Here is a 16,971-nt window from a genome sequence, read left to right as displayed (position 1 = left end):
AAGCCAGCTCCTACGATTGGGATCACCGGATTAGCCACGGTCCGTAGGAGCCCGCTTGCGGGCGATAGCGTTTGCCGAATCGCATCGCTGGCAAGCCAGCTCCTACGATTGGCATCACTGGATCAGCCCCAGTCCGTAGGAGCCCGCTTGCGGGCGATAGCGTCTGCCGGATCGCATCGCTGGCAAGCCAGCTCCTACAATTGGCATCACTGGATTAGCCACGGTCCGTAGGAGCCCGCTCGCGGGCGATAGCGCCTGCCGGATCGCATCGCTGGCAAGCCAGCTCCTACGATTGGGATCACTGGATTAGCCCCGCCCGCTTGCGGGCGATATCGCTGTCAGCGTGCGGCCTGCGACTGATCCTCCGCAATCGCCTTGCGCACGTCTCCTGCCAGGCTGAAATCGAACGCCTGCTGTACATCGAGCTTTTTCGGTAACACGCCGTGGCGGTGGAAGAAGTCCGCGGCGTTCTGCAGGCTGGTGGCAACTTCCTCGTCCAATGCCGCGGGCTGGATGCGTGCTTCCTCAACCCAGCGACGGGCGACGTTCTGGGGAATGTTGAGGTCTTCGGAGAGGGCGTCGGCCATCTGCTGTGGATGGGCGAGCGCCCACTGCTGAGCCTTGGCCAGGCGAACCAGCAGATCGCCGATGGCGACTTTCTTGTCGGCGTCGGCCAGGGCCTTGTCGCTGGCCAGGGCATAGGAGTAGCCACTCATGATGCCACGCCCGTCAGCGATCACTCGCGCACCATCGATGAGGATGGCATTGGAGGTGTAGGGCTCCCACGGCACCCAGGCGTCAACCGAACCACGCACCAGGGCGGCACGACCATCGACCGGGCCGAGGAAGGAGAAGGTCACGTCCTTGTCGGTCAGGCCGTTCTTCTCCAGCAGGCCGAGCGCCAGAAAATGCCCCCAGCCGCCGCGATTGACGGCAATGCGCTTGCCCTTGAGATCCGCCACGCCTTGCGCGCCCGAGTCCTTCGGCACTACCAGCGCCACGGTCTCGGTGTTGTAACGCCAGGCGCCAACGGCCTTCAACTGGGCGCCGGCAGCATGCACGAAGAGGAACGGGATATCGCCGGTAAAGCCGACATCCAGGGCATTGGCATTCAGCGCCTCCAGCACCGGAGCGCCTGCGGCGAACGGCGTCAGCTCGACCTTGTAAGCGAGGTTTTCCAGCTCACCCGAGGCACGCAGCGAGGCGTAGCGATCGCCCTTCACGTCGCCCAGGCGGATAGTGACGGGCTCGGCGGCCTGCAACAGGCTGCTGAACGACAGTGCGGCCAGCAGAGAAACGGTGGTAAAACGAAAACGGGACATGCAGAAAGCTCCAGTGGCGGTGATGCGCGGGAGCTGCTGCGTTGGAACGCTCACAGGCTCGAAAGACAGTCGTTGCGTGGTACGGGGACAGACCCGTCTTACTTGAAGGCGTTGCCGAACGAGGTGTCGATGACCGCTCTGGTGTCGAATGCCTCTGGCAGCGCGCCGGTTTCGACGAGGAAGTCGGCGGTGTCCTGATAGTCACGGGCAGCCTGTTCATCCACCGGCCCGACGCTCATGTTGGCCTGGCCGATCCAGTGGCGCGATACCGCCTGATCGAGATTGGCTTTCTTCGCCCACAGGTCGGCGTAGGTTTCCTTGTTCGCATCGACCCAGGCGCGGGCCTTCTGCAGACGGCCGAGGAAGTCGCTGATGGCCGCGCGTTTCTCATCCAGGGTAGCGGCATTGGCAGCGATGCTCGACAGCCCCGGCATCAGGTCGCGGGCGGTGATGATCGGTTTGGCGCCGGAAAACACGATCTGCTGGGAAATGTAGGGCTCCCACACCGGGAAGGCGTCGATGCTGCCCTGTGGCAATGCCGCGGCGGCGTCGATGGGCATCAGTTTGACGAACTGCACGTAGTCGCGGGGCAGCCCGGCCTTCTCCAGCGCACGCAACGTCAGTCGCTGGCTCCAGGCTCCCGGCCAGTAGGCGACCTTCTTGCCTTTCAGGTCAGCGATGGTCTTGGCCGGCGAATCCTTGGGTACCAGCAGGGCGATGGTATCCGGGTTCTGCCGCGATACGCCGATGAGCTTTACCGGCGCGCCCTTGGCGGCCAGGAAGATAAACCCCGAATCGCCAAGAAACCCCAGGTCCAGGGCACCGGCATCCAGGCCTTCGGCGACCGGCGCGGCGGACTGGAAGTGTTTCCAGTCGACCTTGTAGGGAGCGCCTTCGAGCACCCCGGACGCCTCCACCGAAGCACGGACGTTGTAGTAGTTCTGGTCTCCCACGCGCAGGGTGATCTGCTCGGCAGCCTGGACCACCGGCGCGGCCAGGAGCGCGCCAGCCAACGCGGTACGCAACAATGCGGACAGTTTCATTGCAAGGTTTCCTCTGCTGGGTTGCCCAGACGGGCGATATGTTCATGGATGGCGGGAATCAGCCCCTGCCCGTAGGTGATGGCATCGCCCAGCGGGTCGAAACCGCGAATCAGAAACGTGGACACGCCAAGCTTGTAGTACTCGCCCAGCGCCGCGGCGACCTGCTCCGGCGTGCCGACCAGCGACGTGGAGTTCCAGCGCGCGCCGGTCAGCCGCGCGACGCCCATCCACAAGCGACTGTCCAGCACCTCCCCCTGCCCCGCCGCCGCCAGCAGACGCTGGGAGCCGACGTTCTCGGGAGCGTGTTCGGTAAGCGGCAAGCCCAGACGAACGCGGTTCTCGCGAACCTGCTCGAGTATCTCGGCGGCACGCTTCCAGGCAGCCTCCTCGGTGTCCGCGACGATCGGCCGGAACGACACCGAGAATCGCGGCGTGCGGCCATATGCAGCAGCTGCCGTCCTGACGCAGGCGACCTGCTCGGCCACCGAAGCCAGAGGTTCGCCCCACAACATGTAGGTATCCGCATGCTGCGCCGCGACCTGCACTGCCGCAGCAGACGCACCGCTGAAATAGATCGGGATGTGCGGCCGCTGCGTACAGCGCACCGCGGGCGAGGCGCCCTGGAAGCGGTAGAAGTCGCCGCTGAAATCCACCGGCTGATCGGCCGTCCAGACGGCCTTCAGCGCGCGCAGGTATTCGTTGGTGCGGGCATAACGCTGGGCATGATCGAGGTAGTCGCCGTCTCGCTGCAGGTCCTCGTCATTACCGCCGCTGACCACATTGAGTGCCAGGCGACCAGCGCTGAACTGATCCAGCGTGGCGAGCTGCCGCGCGGCCAGGGGCGGTGCGATCATCCCGGGCCGGTATGCCAGCAGGATGCCCAGCTTGTGCGTCGCGGCAGCCACGAAGGAACTGACCACCGCCCCCTCCGGGCCGTTGGAAAAGTAACCAACCAGCACCCGGTCGAAGCCCGCCGCTTCATGAGCCTGGGCGAACCTGGCGACGAACGCCGGATCCACCGCATCGCCCAGAGGCTGATCCACTTCCGACGCTGGCGCCGCGGTGATCATGCCGATGATTTCAATGCTCATGTCGCGATTCCTGTCACGTAGTCATGTCCGGGAGCCAAGGTGCTGCAAACGCCCACTTATAATAAAAACGTCTTTACTGGCTATTTCTTATAAAATTTATAGATAGCCGAACAGGAAATGAAATTCATTTTAGGAATAACCTAATATGCAAAACAATCAAAACCGAGGAAACAGGCTCAAGCGTGGGCTTTGGCCAGGCGATAAGCATGGAAATGGCCCCGGCATGCCCGAAGAGTTAAGCGAGCAGCGGAGCGAAGCGAGCCGAACGACGCGCCTGAAATTACTCAATACGCATATTAGCTTATGAATAAATTGAATTTTTATAATCAATAGCGGATTGCTACCTTAGGCTTCAAACCGCTACGGATTCCCGCCATGAGTCATCCCGCAACCCCACAACGCCTGAATGTCTTCGTTGCCAGCCTCTCGGACCTGCTGAACCGCGAGCCCGACGAGGGCACCCTGATCGAACGCGGTGGCGAGCTGCTGCAGCAACTGGTCAGTCATGACGACTGGCTGCCGAACGAACTGGCCCAGCCAAGCAGCGAGCGCTACCAGCAGTACCTGCTGCACCTCGACCCGGCGCGACGCTTCTCGGTGGTCAGCTTCGTCTGGGGCCCGGGACAAAGCACGCCCGTGCACGACCATCGTGTATGGGGGCTGATCGGCATGCTGCGCGGCGCCGAGGCTTCCCAGGGCTTCAGCCGTCAGGCCGACGGCAGCCTGCATGCCGATGGTGATGCCGTGCGCCTGGAGCCTGGCCAGGTGGAAGCGGTATCGCCGCGCATTGGCGACATCCATCAGGTCAGCAATGCGTTCGACGATCGCGTGTCGATCAGCATCCACGTCTACGGTGCCGACATCGGTGCGGTGCATCGCGCCGTGTACCGCGAGGACGGCAGCGAAAAATTGTTCATCTCCGGCTACTCCACGCCGCCTTCCATTGCCCAACGGCAGCCCGCCCAACACGAGTCCTGAACCATGAGCCAAGTCGTAACCCGCTCTTTCGCCGATATCCGCACCGCCCTGCTGCAACAGCAGGAAGTCGCCCTCATCGACGTGCGCGAAGAGGCGCCCTTCGCCGAAGACCACCCACTGTTCGCCGCCAACATTCCGCTTTCCAAACTCGAACTGGAAATCCATGCCCGGGTGCCGCGCCGCGACACCACGATCACCGTCTACGACGACGGCGAAGGCCTGGCCCGGGTCGCCGCCGAGCGCCTGCTGCAACTCGGTTACAGCGACGTGGCCCTGCTGGAAGGCCAACTGGCCGGCTGGCGCAACGCCGGTGGCGAGCTGTTCCGTGACGTCAACGTACCGAGCAAGGCCTTCGGCGAACTGGTGGAAAGCCAGCGCCACACGCCCTCGCTGGCGGCCGAAGAGGTACAGGCCCTGCTCGATGCCAAGGCCGACGTGGTGGTGCTCGACGCCCGCCGTTTCGACGAATACCAGACCATGAGCATCCCTACCGGGATCAGCGTACCGGGCGCCGAACTGGTATTGCGCGCCCGCGAGCTGGCGCCTGATCCGGCCACGCAAATCATCGTCAACTGCGCGGGGCGCACCCGCAGCATCATCGGCACCCAGTCGCTGGTGAATGCGGGCGTGCCCAACCCGGTCGCCGCGCTGCGCAACGGCACCATCGGCTGGACCCTGGCCGGCCAGCAACTGGAGCATGGCCAGAGCCGGCGCTTCGGCGGGGTCAGCACCAACAACCATGAACAGGCCGCACGATCGGCCCGCGTCGTGGCCGACAAGGCCGGCGTCGGCCGCGCCACACTCGAGCACCTGAGCGCCTGGCAGGCGCAACCGGCGCGTACCACCTATCTGTTAGACGTGCGCACGCCGGAAGAGTACGAAGCCGGTCACCTGCCCGGCGCGCGCTCCACGCCGGGCGGCCAACTGGTTCAGGAAACCGATCATTTCGCCAGCGTACGTGGCGCGCGCATCGTGCTCGCTGACGACGATGGCGTGCGCGCCAACATGAGCGCCTCCTGGCTGGCTCAGTTGGGCTGGGACGTGCACGTGCTGGACAACCTGCCACAGAGCGCCTTCAGCGAAACCGGCGCCTGGATCGCCCCCCTGCCCGCTCTGCCGCAGCCGGAGGAAATAAGCCCGCACACCTTGCAAAGCTGGCTGGCAGCAGGCGATACGGTGGTGATCGACTTCACCACCAGCGCCAACCACGTCAAACGCCACATCGCCGGGGCTCACTGGGCCATCCGCGCACAACTGCCACAGGCCCTGGAGAACCTGCCGGTGGCCGAACGCTACGTAGTCACCTGTGGCAGCAGCCTGCTGGCGCGCTTCGTGGTGGATGAACTGCAGGCCCTGACCGGCAAACCGGTGTTCCTGCTGGCTGGCGGCAATGCTGCCTGGTTCGCCGCCGGCCTGCCGGACGAATCCGGCGAACAGCACCTGGCCGTGCCGCGCAGCGACCGCTATCGCCGCCCGTACGAGGGCACGGACAATCCGCGCGAGGCGATGCAGGGCTATCTGGACTGGGAGTTCGGCCTGGTCGAACAACTCGGCCGGGATGGCACCCATGGGTTCAGGGTGATCTGACGTTCATGCGCGGTGGAAAACCGTAAGACGTTTTCCGCTGCCCCATGACCAGCAGAGCCTGAAAGCGATACGACTAAAACTCAGTGCAGGGCTGGGGGGAGATCCCCCTGGTAGTCGAGGCGACATCAATCATGCTGGATGCCGTTCTACTCGATATAGACGGAACACTTACGTTTCAAGGAACAGCGATTGAAGGCGCCAACGAAGCCCTGCTGGCCATAGAAAGACTTGGCCTCAAATTCAAGCTACTGAGTAACATTAGCGAACGTTCTCCCGGGGTAATCGCACAGGAACTACAGAGTCTTGGCTTCACCAACATCACAGCAAGCCATATCTACACATCCTCTCTAGCGGCGGCACAGTGGGTATCTACATCCGCAGCAAGCTACACAGACCTGCTGATACCGGGCGCTGTCAGGCCGCTTTTCCCCTCCTCGCAGTTGAACAGAGAAAACCCCGACTACATCATTGTTGGCGGGGTATCCGACGGCTTTGACATCACCACCATTAACCGAGCATTCCAGCTCATAAGGTCAGGCGCAAAGCTTATTGCAATGCACAAGAATGCATACAGTCTTACCCCGCATGGGCCCGAACTGGACAGCGGCGCTTATATTGCAGCACTTGAATATGCGACGGGCACGAAAGCGACTATTTGCGGCAAGCCTTCGGCTTCATTTTTTGCCTCCGTTCTTTCCGATCTCGGGTCTTCAGCGGCAAGCACAATTATCGTCGGGGACGATCGTTTGACCGACATTGCTGGTGGCCAGGCCGCTGGTATCAGTACCGTACAGGTAGAAACCGGAAAAGGCCGGGATGCCGTCGAACACGAGCTTCAGCCAGACCACAAAATCCCTAGCGTGGCCGCTCTTCCGGCACTTGTTAACTCAATCATTCGCGGCCAACCCGAGGCCTGACGGCATTGCCATAGCCCGAACACTTGGAGCCCGACCCACCTTGAGTTACGGGTACGCCACACACTAACGCGAGGTAACGCTCTGGTTACCCATCGCACAGAAACTCTGCGCCTGCTTCTTCGCCGGTAGTGCCCGCAATTGCGTGGAGCATTGCGCCTGACTCGGTGCACGGGTCACGCCAAGCACGGAATCATCATCGACGGTGATCAGGTAGGGCTGGTTGTAGCGCGGCCCGTCGTACCAGCCGCTGATCTGCAGATCGCTATAGGCGCAGCGATAACGCATATGCCCGGTGAAACCCTTGAACGCATCACGCCGGAAGATATGGTGATACTGCTGCCAGTCACGCTCGCGCTGGCCCTTGCGCACGGCATCGAGGCAGCCCTGTAACTCGGTAATTTTCGGCTCGTGCAGAAAGATGCTCTGGGCCAGGTTGGACCCGTCCAGATGCACCGTCGCAACCAGATAAACCTGCCGCTCGGCCGCCTGGGCAGCTGCGCCCAGCAGTGCCGCTACTACAAACATCCCTGCTTTGATCAATCTCAATGCTCCTGAAGTATTGTCACCGGCGTATAGGAAGCTCTGCCCCCATAGCCCAGCGTCGTTAAACAGACTATCCCCGCCGCGCCTTGAAAAACGCCTTCAGCACCGCCCCACAGTCCTCCGCCAGCACCCCGCCCTCGACCAGCACGCGGTGGTTGAGAAAGCCCTGGTCGAAGAACTGCCCGCGACTCACCGCCATACCCGCGCGGGGCTCGCTGGCACCGAAGACTATGCGCTGCACCCGCGAGTGGACGATGAGCCCTGCGCACATGGCGCAGGGCTCGAGGGTCACGTACAGGGTGCTGCCAGGTAGACGGTAGTTGCTGACGGCCTGGGAGGCAGCGCGGATGGCGACCATTTCGGCATGGGCGCTAGGGTCGCTGGTAGAGATAGGGCAATTGAAACCGCGGCCGATCACTTCGCCGCCCTGCACCAGCACGGCGCCGACCGGCACTTCGCCGAGCTGGGCACCTTTGCCTGCAAGCTCCAGCGCTTCACGCATGAAGCGCTCGTCGTGGCTACGGTCAATGATCAGCGGGGCTCTCAAGTCAGGGCACTCACGTCAAGCGATCTCGATAGCGGCCATCAGGCCGGTTTCCATGTGGTCGATGACGTGGCAATGGAACATCCACACACCGGGGTTATCGGCAACGAAGGCGATGCGCGCGGTCTCGTTCTTGCCGAGCAGGAAGGTGTCGGTGTAGTACGGCTCGATCTTGCGGCGGTTGGAGTCCAGCACCTTGAAGATCAGCCCGTGGAGGTGGATCGGGTGTTGGTACTGAGCCATGTTGCGCAGCACGAAGATGTAGTGACCGTCCTTCTTCAGGCTGGCGATGGGGCGATCGGCGCAGGTCTTGTCGTTGATGTCCCAGGCCTGGCCGTTGATCTGCCAGTACTTGTAGCGGCCTGCGGCTTCATCGGCCGGGGATGCCAGTGACGCTGCCCACTCGAAGTTGAAGCGCAGGGTTTCGGCGCGCTGCAGATCCGGTTCGGCCACCGGGTTTGGCGGCAGCGCGGGCGGCCACTCGGCGGCGGGCTCACTGCTGGCGACGGACTTGATGGTGGCCAGGCGCAGCGGCCCGTTGCGCAACGACAGTTCTTCGCTGCCGACGTCCGGCACCTTGAGCGCCAGGTCGATGCGCATGCCCGGCCCCAGCCAGTATTCTTTGCCCAATGGGCGCGGCTGGATGGGGTTGCCGTCCAGTGCGTAGATGCGAGCCTCGCCCTTGGGCAGGTTGAGGCGGTAGGTGACGGTGCTGTCGACGTTGATCAGCCGCAGGCGTACCACCTGTCCAGCCGGCAGTGCCAGGGTGGGCAGTGAGATGCCATTGATGGTCGACAGGCGCCCACGGGTGCCCTCGCGGGCAGCCTCCCGGGGTACGCTGAACTCGGTGAATGCTCCCTGCCCGTCCACGTGCCAGCTCTTCAGGCACAACGTGCGTTCGTGCTGGAAACCGGTGGGCTCGCGCTCCTCGATGATCAGCGGGCCGACTAGGCCGCGCCCCAGCTGTTTGGCGCTCGACTCGTGAGGGTGATACCAGTAGCTGCCGGCATCCGGGGTGACGAAACGGTAATCGAAGTATTCGCCCGGCAGCACAGGCAATTGAGAGACATAGGGCACACCGTCCATCTCCAGCGGCAGGCGTATGCCGTGCCAGTGAATGGTGGTGGCCTCGGGCAGGTGATTGATGAAGCGCACACGCAGTTCATCACCCTGACGGCAGCGCAACTCGACGCCGGGTGCCTGGCCACCGAACGCCCACGCCGGCGTGACATGACCGGGCACCAGCTCGATATCGTGGGGCGCGGCGATCAGCTCGTAGTCGTGGGTCTTGCGGTCGAACGGGCGCCCCAACCAATAACGTGCGCCGCCAGCGCCCAGGCCAACGACGCCAAGACCGACCAAACCGCCCAACACCTGTCTACGGGTGAAACTCATGAAGCCTGCTCCTGAAGCGGGACTGCGATAACGCTAATCAGGTCTGATCGAATACGCCTCTGCAGGCGCTGGAGAGCTGCGCACGATACACCTTGCAAGCGAGGGCGTTAAGGGTCGCTGCGGTGGACGGGTTAGCCGCCCAGTCCCCTACACGCCATATCTACGTACGCCGATAGGCCCGCGTGGTCAGCAGATACACCGGCAACCCCGACACCAGCACGATCAGCGCCGCATAAGGCGCGGCGCCGGCGTACTCCAGGTTGCCGGTGTGCGACCAGACCTTGGTCGCCAGGGTCTCCAGACCGGTCGGGCCGAGGATCAGGGTGGCGGTCAGCTCTTTCATGCAGTCGAGAAATACCAGTACGAACCCGGCGCCGATAGCGGGCGAGATGATTGGCAAGGTGACCCTCAGAAAGGTGGCGATCGGCGTATGCCCCAGGGTGCGCGCGGCTTCTTCCAGTTGCGGTGAAGCCTTTTCCAATGCCACGCGGATCGGCCCCTGAGCCATGGGCATGAACAACAACGCATAGGCCACCAGCAGCAGGATGCTGGTCTGATAAAGCGCAGGCACGTAGCCAAGGGCGAAGAACACCAGCGACAAGGCGATCACCAGGCCCGGCAAGGCGTGCAGCAGGTACGGCAAACGATCCGCCAGCGTCGCCATGCGACCGTAGTAGCGCACGACCACCAGGCATACCGGCAGTGCCAGCAGGCAACTGAGCAAGGCACCACCAAAGGAATAGGTCAGCGACGACCACAGCGTCTCGGCGATTTCCAGCACCGGGAAGCTGGCCGAGCTGCCCTCGACGATCCAGAACCCCAGCATCACCAGCGGCACACCGCAGCCGATGGCTACCAGCGCCAGCAGCAGCGTCTGAGCCAGCACACTCCAGCGACCCAGGCGCAGCCGTGCGGCGCTGCGTGCCACGCCCTGGCCGGTGCGCGCATAGCCGCGCCCGCGCAGGCGGAACTCGCCCCACAGCAGCAGCATGCACAGCGCCAGCAGCAGCGCGGACAGCATGGCCGCATTGCTGCCGCTGAACTCCAGTTCGAACTGCTGATAGATGGCGGTGGTGAAGGTCTGGTAACGCATGATCGACGGCGCGCCGAACTCGACCAGCATATGCACGGCGACCAGCAGGCTGGTGGCCATCAGCACGGGGCGCAGCAGCGGCAGCGTGACCCGCCAGAACACCTGGCGGCGACTGCAACCGAGCATCCGCGCCGATTCTTCGAGGGCCGGGTCGAGATTGCGCAGCACCGCGACCACCGGCAAGTAGATCAGCGGGTACTTCGACAGCACCATGACCAGCACCGTGCCGCCCAGGCCTTCGAACATGGGGCTGATAGACACCCAGGTGAAGCCGCTGACGAACGAGGGAATGGCGAATGGCAGGCATAGCAGCACGTTCCAGTGCTGACGCCAGCGCAGATCGCTGCGTTCCACCAGCCAGGCCAGCGCCAGGCCAAGCAGCGCACAGCCCAGGGTCACCAGTACCATCAGCTTCAGGGTATTGGCCAGCAGGCCGAATACGAACGGCCGCCAGAGCAGCGCGAAGGCTTCGTGCGGCCCGACCTGCGTGGCGCGGGCGACCACGAAGAACAGTGGCAATGCGGCGAGCAACAGCAAGGCCAGGATCGGAAGCTGCAGCCAGATCGGTGGTGCCTTGCGGCGCCGCGTGGTGACGTTTACCGGGGGCAGCGGCAATTCGGGGGTTACCGCCTGGGGCTGCATGGTCAGTTCATTCCCACTTCGCGTTGCAGCTCCAGCGCGTCCTCGGCCAGGCCGATCTGCGCGGCGGTGATGGCCGGCGGCTTGAGCTGGTCATAGGGCTTGAGCAGCGGATCGGCCTGCACCTTGGGGTTGACCGGGTACTCGGCGGATTTACTCAGAATGGCCTGCTGCCCTTCCTCGCTGATCATGAAGGCGAGAAACTGCTGGGCCTCTTTCGGGTGCTTGCTGGCCTTGACCACGGCCGCGCCGGACACGCTCGACAGGCCGCCCGCATCGCCATCGGCGAAATAGTGCAGCCTGGATTTCAGCTCGCCCTTCTCTTTCTTCAATGCGGTCCAGTAGTAGCTGTTGACCAGCGCAGCACCGACCTCACCGTTTTCCACCGCCTTCATGGCGATGACGTTGTTGGTGTAGGTGCTGCCGAAGGCCTTTAGGCCGGTCAGCCACTCTTCGGCGGCCTCGCGACCATCGAGGCGGATGACCGCTGCCGTCTGGCCAAGGAACTCGCCGCTGCTCGGCACGAAAGCGATCTTGCCGGCCCACTCGGGGTCGGCCACTTCCAGCACGCTTTTCGGCAGTTCGGCCTCGGTGACCAGATCCGGGTTGTAGGCCAGCACGCGCACGCGCGAAGTGATGCCGATCCAGTTGCCGTTGTCATCGGAGAACTTGGAGTCGATCTGAGACAGGGTGCTGTCATCCACCTTGGCCAGCAGGCCCTGGCTGCCGAGCTTGATCAGCGGCGGTGCTTCTTCGGTGTAGATGATATCTGCCGGCGAACGCTCGCCCTCTTCGGCGATCTGGTTGGCCAACTGGCCGCCACCGCCCTTGCGGATCAGCACCTTGATGCCGGTCTTTTTCTCGAAGGCAGCCGCCACCGCTTTGCCGGTGGCCTCGTGCTGGCCGTTGTACAGCGTCAGGGTCACGGCATCGTCAGCATGCACAGCACCGGCGAACAGCAGGGAAGACAGAACACCCGCGGCAATCGCACGCGCCAGACCGGTTACTCGATGAGCTGACATTGACCACGTCCTCTGAAACAAAAAGTTACTGGCGATTATACGGGCCAACTGCAGCTGATTCTCAAGCAATGCGTGCATCGGCGCTAACCACGTAAAGAGTCATCGCCTCTCGACATCCTACCAAAAGTAAGTTACCAATAGTAGGAAGTCATTATTGGAGCTAACCCATGCATGCCCTTATCGTCGTTGCACACCCGGACAAACACTCCCTGACCCACGCGATCGCTAACGGTATCGCCGATGGGCTTGCCACCATGGAAGCCAGGCACTCGGTCGAACTGGCCGATCTGGCAGCCGAAGGGTTCGACCCACGCTTCAACGAAGCGGATATCGCCCTGTTCCAGAAAAACGCGCCCGCACCGGCAGACGTCGCCGCCGAACATGCTCGGCTCGAGCGGGCCGACGCGCTGGTGCTGGTCTACCCGATTTACTGGTGGTCCTTCCCTGCCCTGCTCAAGGGCTGGATCGACCGCGTGTTCACCAACGGCTGGGCCTATGAAGAGGCCGACAACGGCAAGGTGGTGAAAAAGCTGCAGCGCCTGCAGGTCCATCTGGTGGCCATTGGTGGTGCCGACGCAGGCACCTTCACCCGTCACGGCTATGACCAGGCGATGCAAACCCAGATCGACCATGGCATCTTCGATTACTGCGGCGCGCCGGTCGCCTCATCGCAGTTTCTGCTGGCCTCGGATCCCGGTTTCCCGCAAGCGCATCTGGAGACGGCGCAGGCGATTGGCCGTAAGCTGTTCGCCGAGCAATCCTGAAATGCCCCGGAGTATCGATGAGTTCCCAGCCCCCCGTATCGCCACGTCGCCGCTTGCCACGGGAGGAGCGCACGCGCCAGCTTCTGCAAGTGGCCTGGCAGTTGATCGGGGATGAAGGCACGGATGCCCTGACGCTGGGTAATCTGGCCGAAGCAGCGGGCGTGACCAAACCGGTGGTGTACGACCACTTCGGCACCCGCAACGGGCTGTTGGCGGCGCTCTATCAGGATTATGACGAGCGCCAGACCAGGATCTTCGATGCTGCCATCGAAGCCGCTGCCGCGAACCTGCAGGACAAGAGTCGCGTCATCGCCGCCAGCTACGTCAATTGCGTACTGACCCAGGGGCGCGAGATATCCGATGTGGTGGCGGCACTCAACGGCTCCCCGGAGCTGGCAGCGGTGAAGAAGCAGTACCAGCATGCCTTCATCGAAAAATGTGCAGCGATTCTGGCGCCCTTCTGCGCCCCCAGAGGCACGTCCTCAGCCGGCATGTGGGCCATGCTCGGCGCCGCCGACTCGCTCTCGGATGCAGCCGTCGCTGGCGACATCAGCGAAGAGCAGGCCCAGGATGAGCTGCAGGCGATCATTCTCGGGCTGGTCGAGCGAAGCCGATAAAGCGATCTCGACCAACCAGCCGCCAGCCGACCTGGATCGACGGGTTATTGATCCCACTTGCAGCTTGCCAAAAACGCTCCGCGGCCGTCTTCTAAGCGGAACCACTTGAACCTGCCCCCATGGAGAAATGCGCGGATGATCGACTTCAACAACAAAGGCTTTTTCAAACTCAAGCAGAACGACGAATACGCCCAGCGCGTCAGCGACCTGCTGCTTGAAAATGAGCAGGTCATCGACTCTTACAAGTCCATGCGCGACGGCGTGGTGTTCACCAACAAGCGCATCATCGCGGTAAACGTGCAGGGCCTTACCGGCAGCAAGAAGGATTTCACCTCGCTGCCCTACAAGAACATCGTCGCCTATTCGATCGAAACCTCCGGCACCTTCGATCTGGACTCGGAACTGGAGATCCATTTCTCGTCACTCGGCAAGGTGAAGTTCGAGTTCACCGGCAAGACGGCGATCGTGGAGATTTCCAAGCTTATCTCGGCGCATGTTTTTGGCTGACGCTGGCAAACCACACCGTTTGCGGTACCTGGAAAACTGAAAAAGGCGCGAATCGACTGGCGATTCGCGCCTTTTTCATTAGCGGCATTCCCCTTTGCTGCCCGATCTCAAAGGAGACCGAGCGCAATCACGGAGCATCGCCAGCGCGGCACGAAACCGCTCGGGCGACGATCGACCTGCTTACCAGTTGTAGCTCAGCTTCGCAGTGACTTCGCGGCCAGGGTTGTAGTAGTTGGCGGTACCGGAGCCGACCACATGCTGCTCGTCGAGCAGGTTGCTGACGTTAAGCGCCAGGTCGGTGCCTTTGGCGATGTTGTAGTTGAACGCGGCGTCGTACAGCGTGGTTGCTTCGCTTTTGCCGGTGTTGGCAAGATTGAAGTAATAGGCACCTACATAACGGGCACCCAGGCCAGCGCTCATCTTCGTGCCTGGGAAGCTGTAATAGCTCCACAGCGAAGCAGAGTGCTTCGGCGCAACATCGAATTCATTGCCCTCTCGAGATGGGTCGATGTCACGAATGATCTCCGACTCCATGTAGGAATAACCCCCGACCAGGCTAAGGTTTTCGGTGATATCAGCCTTTGCTTCCAAATCAAGGCCGCGCGTGCGCGTCTCACCAATCGTTTGTTGTTCGATGCGGTTGTCAGGCAGGGTGACAGCGAAAGTGACGTCATCCTGGGTAAGGTCATAAACGGCTGCCGAGAACAACGCGTTCATGCCGATGGGCGAATACTTCACGCCGACTTCGTACTGCTTACCACGCTTAGGCGTTACACCGATTTCGGGCGGCGCGACCGACTCGACCATGCTGACATAGGTGGAGACTTCGTCGGAGACGATATAAGTCAGCGCGCCGCGGTAGGAAGTCTCGGAAAAGTTGTCGTTATCATCAAACACAACAGGGTTTGGAGCTACGTTGAAAGTGTTGAAACCCTTGCTGGACAAATCCATGAAGTCTCTGCGCACGCCGGCAGTGACGATGAAGCGCTCATACAAAGACAAGTTTTGCTGGAGGAAGACGGCAGTCGTCTTGGCGTCCTCTTTGCGAGAGGTGAAAGGCGCGGCTCCGCGGGGGACACCTGTGAATACAGGGTTGGCGATGTCGATCGAGGAGGCACCGGTAAAAATTGAAGTGGATTCGGTCGACGAATCGAGATACTCGATACCCACCAAAGAGCTGCTGTCGACGTTCTCGAAGCGGTGATCGTATTGAAGCATCACGTTGCCGTTGAGCTGGTCGGCCTCACTATCCGTGGCAAATTGAACACGAGGGATAGTGGTTCCAACACGCCCCACTGTATCGCTTAGGTACACGTAACCAAAGTCATCGGTCAATTTGCTGTAACGCAGGTTACTGCGCAGCACGAAGCCGTTGTCGAAATCGTGGGTGATGTTACCGCTTAGGCTGGTGCGTTCCACATCATGGAAATTGTAGCTGGGCTCGCCAAAGAACTCGTCCCGGTCATATTCCCTGTCCAGAGGATAACCGCCACTGTTGGGCGAGCTTTCAGTTTTCAGGTGATCCAGAACGATGGTCGCCGAAGTGAATTCGGTCGGTGCCCAAGTCAGGCCGCCCATGACTAGCTGGTTATCATCTTGAGAATGGTCGTACTCGCGTTCACTGTCTTGCTTCTTGGCGGTGAAACGGCCAGCCAGCGTTTTGCTGTCGTTGAGCGCGTCCCCCACATCGATACCGACTTCCTTGTGATCGAAGGATCCATAGGTCACATAACCCTGGCCAAACGAGTTGAAGCGCGGCTGCTTACTCACGAAGTTTACCGAGCCGCCTGGGTCAGCAGGGCCAAATAGGGTTGAGTTGGCGCCACGCAGTACTTCGATGCGCTCATAGGCGAAAGGATCTTCGCGCACACCGCGCATCGAACTAAGCGTCAAACCGTCACGGTAGGTAGTGGCCTGAAAGCCACGGATCTTGAAATAGTCGTTGCGGTCATCAGAGCCGTAGAAGTCAGTGATAACACCGGGAGTGTATTGCAGAACTTCCTCAGTGGTGCTTGCGCTGCGCTGCTCGACTTCCTTCTGGGTCACAACGGAAACCGAAGCTGGGGTATTGAGGATGCTGGTAGCGACCTTGCCGCCGACCCAAAGCTCCTGAGCGACCACCGTGCTGGCGTCATCACTTGCCGCAGCCTGAGAGTTCACGATGATCGGTGCGAGGCGATAGCTCTCCTCCTCCCCGATGGTGATCGCCTCCTGGGCATTCACACCGAAGGGAACAGCCACCAGCGGGGCGCAGAACATGGCTGCCGTCGCGGCACGCTGCCAGGAGGCGTGCGCGTTGATAACCCCGTTTTTACTATCGGTCATGCTCAAGATCCTCGGATTGTTTGCGGGCTTCCGCCGTTAGCCCCGTTCAGCGTTGTCGCGACGACTCGGCAGAGATCGTACAACTGATGATATTCGAAAATATCTATCACAACGATAGTCATTCACATACAGGCCGGATTCACCGGTGAATCCCGCCACTCTTTTTTAAAAAAGATCCGGACAGGAACGCAGCTCGCCGGTTTGATCAAGGAAAGCGTTGCCTCGCGGTACGCAGCGCAGTTGGAAAAGACCGAGCGCAGAATAGAAAAAGCCCGCAATCGAGCGGGCTTCTAGTTATGGCTAACAGTGACTGCCAACAGCTCACAGAAAGGACCACTCACAGCCGTCACCCCTGGTGATCGAACGCCGCGCTGGTCGAAGGCAGTGCGCTGATGGTGACGATGGCGCAGGCTGTGCTCGGATCACGCTGCAGCAATCGGGAGGATGTGGGTGAGTTCGCTCAGCGTGGCTGAACCAGCGATGCACTAGGCGGGGAAGTCCGCCGCCCTGCGCACAGAATCGGCGCGTTGCCCCAGCGGGACATCGCCAAAACTTCGTGTCGAAAAAGCTATTCAATGAGCTCG

General features: G+C 61.7%; 15 protein-coding genes. 6 read left to right on the top strand and 9 right to left on the bottom strand.

Going from position 1 to position 16,971, the window contains the following annotated elements; genetic code table 11:
* Positions 1-338: 338 nt before the first annotated feature.
* From ACT9T4_RS01950 to ACT9T4_RS01940, 3 genes are all read right to left on the bottom strand, one after another.
* Positions 339-1,322 carry an ABC transporter substrate-binding protein gene (locus ACT9T4_RS01950; RefSeq protein ID WP_042551985.1) on the bottom strand — a complete coding sequence of 328 codons (984 nt, stop codon included), beginning with the start codon at positions 1,320-1,322 and terminating at the stop codon, positions 339-341.
* A 98-nt stretch (positions 1,323-1,420) separates the two neighbouring features.
* Positions 1,421-2,365, bottom strand: a complete 945-nt coding sequence (locus ACT9T4_RS01945) for an ABC transporter substrate-binding protein (RefSeq protein WP_499115248.1) — start codon at positions 2,363-2,365, stop codon at positions 1,421-1,423.
* Positions 2,362-3,435, bottom strand: a complete 1,074-nt coding sequence (locus ACT9T4_RS01940) for an LLM class flavin-dependent oxidoreductase (protein WP_499115269.1) — start codon at positions 3,433-3,435, stop codon at positions 2,362-2,364. The genes ACT9T4_RS01945 and ACT9T4_RS01940 overlap by 4 nt, the downstream gene beginning before the upstream one ends.
* 396 nt (positions 3,436-3,831) lie before the next feature.
* Between ACT9T4_RS01940 and ACT9T4_RS01935 the strand changes: the two genes are divergently transcribed.
* The 3 genes from ACT9T4_RS01935 to ACT9T4_RS01925 all read left to right on the top strand — a co-directional run bounded on the left by ACT9T4_RS01935 (position 3,832) and on the right by ACT9T4_RS01925 (position 6,938).
* Positions 3,832-4,434, top strand: coding sequence for a cysteine dioxygenase family protein (locus ACT9T4_RS01935; protein ID WP_042551988.1), 603 nt, complete (start codon positions 3,832-3,834; stop codon positions 4,432-4,434).
* 3 nt (positions 4,435-4,437) lie between these two features.
* Positions 4,438-6,021 carry a rhodanese-related sulfurtransferase gene (locus ACT9T4_RS01930; RefSeq protein WP_499115245.1) on the top strand — a complete coding sequence of 528 codons (1,584 nt, stop codon included), beginning with the start codon at positions 4,438-4,440 and terminating at the stop codon, positions 6,019-6,021.
* A gap of 131 nt (positions 6,022-6,152) precedes the next feature.
* Entirely contained in the window at positions 6,153-6,938 is a 786-nt protein-coding gene (locus ACT9T4_RS01925) for an HAD hydrolase-like protein (RefSeq protein WP_499115243.1), read from the top strand.
* Positions 6,939-7,001: 63 nt separating this feature from the next.
* Here the strand turns inward: ACT9T4_RS01925 and ACT9T4_RS01920 are convergent, their stop codons facing one another.
* The 5 genes from ACT9T4_RS01920 to ACT9T4_RS01900 all read right to left on the bottom strand — a co-directional run bounded on the left by ACT9T4_RS01920 (position 7,002) and on the right by ACT9T4_RS01900 (position 12,174).
* The gene (locus ACT9T4_RS01920; RefSeq protein ID WP_499115267.1) at positions 7,002-7,463 is read right to left on the bottom strand and encodes a hypothetical protein; all 462 of its coding nucleotides are present in this window, start codon (positions 7,461-7,463) and stop codon (positions 7,002-7,004) included.
* 88 nt (positions 7,464-7,551) lie between these two features.
* Entirely contained in the window at positions 7,552-8,028 is a 477-nt protein-coding gene (tadA, locus tag ACT9T4_RS01915) for a tRNA adenosine(34) deaminase TadA (RefSeq protein ID WP_499115241.1), read from the bottom strand.
* Positions 8,029-8,043: 15 nt separating this feature from the next.
* Positions 8,044-9,420, bottom strand: a complete 1,377-nt coding sequence (locus ACT9T4_RS01910) for a multicopper oxidase family protein (protein WP_499115239.1) — start codon at positions 9,418-9,420, stop codon at positions 8,044-8,046.
* 160 nt (positions 9,421-9,580) lie between these two features.
* Positions 9,581-11,155, bottom strand: coding sequence for an ABC transporter permease (locus ACT9T4_RS01905; protein ID WP_042551994.1), 1,575 nt, complete (start codon positions 11,153-11,155; stop codon positions 9,581-9,583).
* A 2-nt stretch (positions 11,156-11,157) separates the two neighbouring features.
* The gene (locus ACT9T4_RS01900; protein ID WP_499115236.1) at positions 11,158-12,174 is read right to left on the bottom strand and encodes an extracellular solute-binding protein; all 1,017 of its coding nucleotides are present in this window, start codon (positions 12,172-12,174) and stop codon (positions 11,158-11,160) included.
* 167 nt (positions 12,175-12,341) lie between these two features.
* On the opposite strand from ACT9T4_RS01900, the gene ACT9T4_RS01895 reads away from it, so the two are divergent.
* From ACT9T4_RS01895 to ACT9T4_RS01885, 3 genes are all read left to right on the top strand, one after another.
* Positions 12,342-12,938 (top strand): NAD(P)H-dependent oxidoreductase, encoded by a 597-nt coding sequence (locus ACT9T4_RS01895; RefSeq protein WP_499115233.1) that lies wholly within the window; start codon positions 12,342-12,344, stop codon positions 12,936-12,938.
* A gap of 17 nt (positions 12,939-12,955) precedes the next feature.
* The gene (locus ACT9T4_RS01890; RefSeq protein ID WP_499115231.1) at positions 12,956-13,555 is read left to right on the top strand and encodes a TetR/AcrR family transcriptional regulator; all 600 of its coding nucleotides are present in this window, start codon (positions 12,956-12,958) and stop codon (positions 13,553-13,555) included.
* Positions 13,556-13,690: 135 nt separating this feature from the next.
* Positions 13,691-14,062: a PH domain-containing protein gene (locus ACT9T4_RS01885; RefSeq protein WP_179538796.1), complete on the top strand. Its 372-nt coding sequence runs from the start codon at positions 13,691-13,693 to the stop codon at positions 14,060-14,062.
* Positions 14,063-14,242: 180 nt separating this feature from the next.
* Here the strand turns inward: ACT9T4_RS01885 and ACT9T4_RS01880 are convergent, their stop codons facing one another.
* On the bottom strand, positions 14,243-16,387 hold the full coding sequence (locus ACT9T4_RS01880; RefSeq protein WP_499115228.1) for a TonB-dependent siderophore receptor: 2,145 nt from the start codon (positions 16,385-16,387) through the stop codon (positions 14,243-14,245).
* Positions 16,388-16,971: the final 584 nt, after the last annotated feature.

The organism is Pseudomonas sp. SZ40 (assembly GCF_052958135.1).
Note: the sequence above shows the minus strand (reverse complement) of the source record. Positions and strands in the feature narration are given on the sequence as shown.

Coding starts and splice junctions, on each gene's coding strand:
- ACT9T4_RS01950 (WP_042551985.1), bottom strand. CDS start 1,322: ATGTCCCGTTTTCGTTTTACCACCGTTTCTCTGCTGGCCGCACTGTCG.
- ACT9T4_RS01945 (WP_499115248.1), bottom strand. CDS start 2,365: ATGAAACTGTCCGCATTGTTGCGTACCGCGTTGGCTGGCGCGCTCCTG.
- ACT9T4_RS01940 (WP_499115269.1), bottom strand. CDS start 3,435: ATGATCACCGCGGCGCCAGCGTCGGAAGTGGATCAGCCTCTGGGCGAT.
- ACT9T4_RS01935 (WP_042551988.1), top strand. CDS start 3,832: ATGAGTCATCCCGCAACCCCACAACGCCTGAATGTCTTCGTTGCCAGC.
- ACT9T4_RS01930 (WP_499115245.1), top strand. CDS start 4,438: ATGAGCCAAGTCGTAACCCGCTCTTTCGCCGATATCCGCACCGCCCTG.
- ACT9T4_RS01925 (WP_499115243.1), top strand. CDS start 6,153: ATGCTGGATGCCGTTCTACTCGATATAGACGGAACACTTACGTTTCAA.
- ACT9T4_RS01920 (WP_499115267.1), bottom strand. CDS start 7,463: ATGTTTGTAGTAGCGGCACTGCTGGGCGCAGCTGCCCAGGCGGCCGAG.
- ACT9T4_RS01910 (WP_499115239.1), bottom strand. CDS start 9,420: ATGAGTTTCACCCGTAGACAGGTGTTGGGCGGTTTGGTCGGTCTTGGC.
- ACT9T4_RS01905 (WP_042551994.1), bottom strand. CDS start 11,155: ATGCAGCCCCAGGCGGTAACCCCCGAATTGCCGCTGCCCCCGGTAAAC.
- ACT9T4_RS01900 (WP_499115236.1), bottom strand. CDS start 12,174: ATGTCAGCTCATCGAGTAACCGGTCTGGCGCGTGCGATTGCCGCGGGT.
- ACT9T4_RS01895 (WP_499115233.1), top strand. CDS start 12,342: ATGCATGCCCTTATCGTCGTTGCACACCCGGACAAACACTCCCTGACC.
- ACT9T4_RS01890 (WP_499115231.1), top strand. CDS start 12,956: ATGAGTTCCCAGCCCCCCGTATCGCCACGTCGCCGCTTGCCACGGGAG.
- ACT9T4_RS01885 (WP_179538796.1), top strand. CDS start 13,691: ATGATCGACTTCAACAACAAAGGCTTTTTCAAACTCAAGCAGAACGAC.
- ACT9T4_RS01880 (WP_499115228.1), bottom strand. CDS start 16,387: ATGACCGATAGTAAAAACGGGGTTATCAACGCGCACGCCTCCTGGCAG.